This is a genomic window from Anaerovibrio sp. (genome assembly GCF_051866355.1).
Classification (GTDB): Bacteria; Bacillota; Negativicutes; order Selenomonadales; family Selenomonadaceae; genus Anaerovibrio.
In genome coordinates, this window is the sequence record NZ_JBJDWZ010000102.1 from 1 (window position 1) to 2,271 (window position 2,271).

A 2,271-nucleotide genomic window follows, 5' to 3' on the forward strand; every position below is an offset into this window, starting at 1 on the left:
ATAATGACTGGGTATTGGGTGCAAGGATAAACGGGCAGTATACAAAGGATGACCTCACCAATCTGGAACAGCTGGGAGCCGGAGGCATGAACAGTGTCCGTGGCTTCAAGGAGCGGGTGGCTTCCGGTGACAATGGCATACTGGGGTCGCTGGAGGTATATACGCCGGAGCTGGCACCTCATCAGAGGCTTGTGCTGTTTGCTGATATGGCCAGTGTCGGCAACAATACCTATAACGTTGGTGAACGCAGCAGAAAGCTGAGTTCATGGGGCGTGGGGTATCGCTTTATGGATCGGGACAACCTGAATATCAGCCTGGACTATGCGGTTCCTATTGATGATGGTGATATTGACATGAGCAAATATGGCCGCAGATGGAGCTTGAATATGACTTATCGCTTTTAAACGAATTGCTTTGAAAGAGGTGCAGGGAAATGAAATTGAGCAGGAAATTACTTACGGCGGCTATCTGCCTGGCATTGGGGACAGGTCATGCCATGGCCATGCCCACCGGCGGCAGCATTGTGGCAGGTGCTGATAATATCAAGAACTTTGTGGAAAACCCGGCCAGCGGTGCGGTGATTGACTTTAACGGCAATGGAGTTATCAACTGGAATGCCTTTAATATCGGTACAAATGAGGCGCTTACGTTTAATGTGGCGCAGAATGCCATGGCCTTTAACTACGTATCAGGCGGTGATATTTCCACCATTTTAGGCCACCTGACCCAGAGCGGCAAGGGGAGCATGGTGCTGTGCAATCCTAACGGCATTTTGGTAGGCAACGGCGCTGTCATCAACGCCAATGATTTGACCATGATGACCATGCAGCTGGATAATGACCAGCTGAAAAATATTTTTACGGATGCCGGCAGCAGTATCCTCGCAAATGTGGGCAGTGAGGGCAGGATAGCTATCGCCGATGGAGTATATATCAGTAGTGGCGCAGATATCAGTAGTGACGATGATGGCGTACATATCAGTAGTGGCGCTGATGTGTGGAAGGAGAACACTGCAAGCTGTGCGGTAAGCAGCTTTTCGCTCAGGTCTGCCAGGGGTATGGTGGCACTTGCAGATTCTAATGGGGATTCTGCAGTGGGAGAGCTTCCGCTTGATAAGTTGCAAGAGATCATATCATCTAATCCGTCTGATGGAGAGATGAGAGCGGTAATTCGTCAATATTTAAATGAAGGTTATACGGTTGAGGAAATAATGAAACAGCTGGATTCATTAGGCATCAGTTTTCTTACGAGATGCCGAATTTTAACAATTATCCTTCAAAGCCAGCCAAGTTTAGCTGAAGTTACTAATCAAGCGAAGAATATGTCTGCGCTTGTAGAGGCGAACAACTTGTCAAATGGCGGGAATGCAAGTATAAGAACGGCAGGCTGGGTTGAAAAGATTGATCCTAATACGAGTAAATTGTACCTGGTTGAAGGAACAGTGACAGTTATAAGCAGCGAAAATGCAGGATCATCTGGAAATACAGGAAGCTCCGATAACTCAAGAGATGTTGAGCAATCTGTTGAACAGGTAGAACTTCGTGCCCCTGATTATATAAAAAATGGCTTTAAACTGACATCTGAGAATACTAAGAAGCTGGGATTGGCTTCCGTGGCTGATGATAAGAAGCTGGAACAGATTGTCAATGAAATGAAGGAGATGTCTAACAGCCCAAATACATCTTCAACGTCAAATACGACTACCGTCGCATCAGTTGAGGAGGGAACTGATGCGTCAAGTGGCAATAAAGAAGTGGGTGGCGCATTAGTTGTGAATGGTGGTACGCTATCAATTGGTAGTGAAAAAACGGGTGCCTCGTTGACCTTGATCGGTGCATCATCAAATGGCGATGAAAAAACGGGTGCCTCGTTGACCTTGATCGGTGCATCATCAAATGGCGATGAAAAAACGGGTGCCTCGTTAACTTGGACCGATGCATCATCAATTGGCGATGAAAAAATGATTGAACCGTTAGGAGCAGGGAAGATTACTGTATCACTTGGTGATGAAAAAATAGATACATCTTTACAGTCAAATCTGACTGTAGGCTCATTAACTAATAGGGATAGGTTGTTCGCGGATTAAATGTAAAATATCGCCTTGGAAAGCATGTTGCTTTTCCAGGGCGATATTTTTTTACGAGCTGGATTTATATTATAATTTTTTGACAAAAGTGGTATAATATTTCACATGAGTTTGTTACACTCCCTTGTAGGGTTTATATTTTTTGGAGAAAGGTGATAGTGTGCAGAAAAAGCATTTATATTTTA

At 45.1% G+C, this 2,271-nt stretch carries 2 protein-coding genes; both read left to right on the plus strand.

What is annotated here, in order from left to right:
- Positions 1 to 404: ShlB/FhaC/HecB family hemolysin secretion/activation protein (locus ACI3UA_RS05565; protein WP_439723840.1), on the plus strand; the 404-nt coding region annotated here is incomplete at its 5' end.
- A 29-nt stretch (positions 405 to 433) separates the two neighbouring features.
- Positions 434 to 2,086, plus strand: a complete 1,653-nt coding sequence (locus tag ACI3UA_RS05570) for a filamentous hemagglutinin N-terminal domain-containing protein (RefSeq protein ID WP_439723841.1) — start codon at positions 434 to 436, stop codon at positions 2,084 to 2,086.
- Positions 2,087 to 2,271: the final 185 nt, after the last annotated feature.

Bases quoted from the DNA above. Each gene is read 5' to 3' on its own strand.
- ACI3UA_RS05570 (WP_439723841.1), top strand. From the start codon at position 434: ATGAAATTGAGCAGGAAATTACTTACGGCGGCTATCTGCCTGGCATTG.